General features: G+C 30.7%; 2 protein-coding genes. Both read right to left on the bottom strand.

Translation table 11 applies throughout. The features are described 5' to 3' along the window. Window positions 1-186: hypothetical protein (locus ND811_RS19515; RefSeq protein ID WP_265365569.1), on the bottom strand; the 186-nt coding region annotated here is incomplete at its 3' end. Continuing rightward, on the bottom strand, window positions 183-515 hold the full coding sequence (locus tag ND811_RS19510) for a TRL domain-containing protein (protein WP_265353481.1): 333 nt from the start codon (window positions 513-515) through the stop codon (window positions 183-185). The genes ND811_RS19510 and ND811_RS19515, both read right to left, overlap by 4 nt. Window positions 516-551: the final 36 nt, after the last annotated feature.

Raw genomic sequence — 551 nt, 5'->3', positions numbered from 1 at the left:
GAATCTAGAAAAAGTATATTTTCCGTTAATTTCATTTCCTGGTGGTGGAACAAACATATTTGCAGAAAAGAAGGGAAGAGTCAATAATAAACTTTGAGTAAGATTTAACTCCTTTTTATCAGCATTTAATATGGAAATTGGAAAGAGGCAAAATAGAAAATAAGTAAGTGGTGTTGAAATTTTCATTTTGAATCAATTGAATTTTTCTTTCTGCCATGAACAATTAAAGTAGTCGCACTGTAAAAAATATTAACATTTGTATATTCATAATCAATTGAAGTTATAATATCAATAGCGTTCTTAGTAGCAATTGAATGTGGACTAAGATTTCCAAAGCAGACTAATGATAAATAGCATCTTGCAGTAGACTTAGCAGTCATTTCTCCTTGATGTATTGGAAAGACTGTATGTATAGTCGTATAGTCATTGTATAAAAAAGCACCTCCGCCTCCAGGAGGAACAGCTACACAGGCATTGAAAGTTAAAAACCATAACAGGAATCTTTTTTTAATCATATTTAACCTCTATTTACAAATTTTACGGATGTCGTA

This window comes from Leptospira soteropolitanensis (genome assembly GCF_026151655.1).
In the GTDB taxonomy this organism is placed as follows: domain Bacteria; phylum Spirochaetota; class Leptospiria; order Leptospirales; family Leptospiraceae; genus Leptospira_A; species Leptospira_A soteropolitanensis.
The sequence above is the reverse complement of the archived record's forward strand: the minus strand, read 5'-3'. Positions and strand labels throughout refer to the sequence as shown.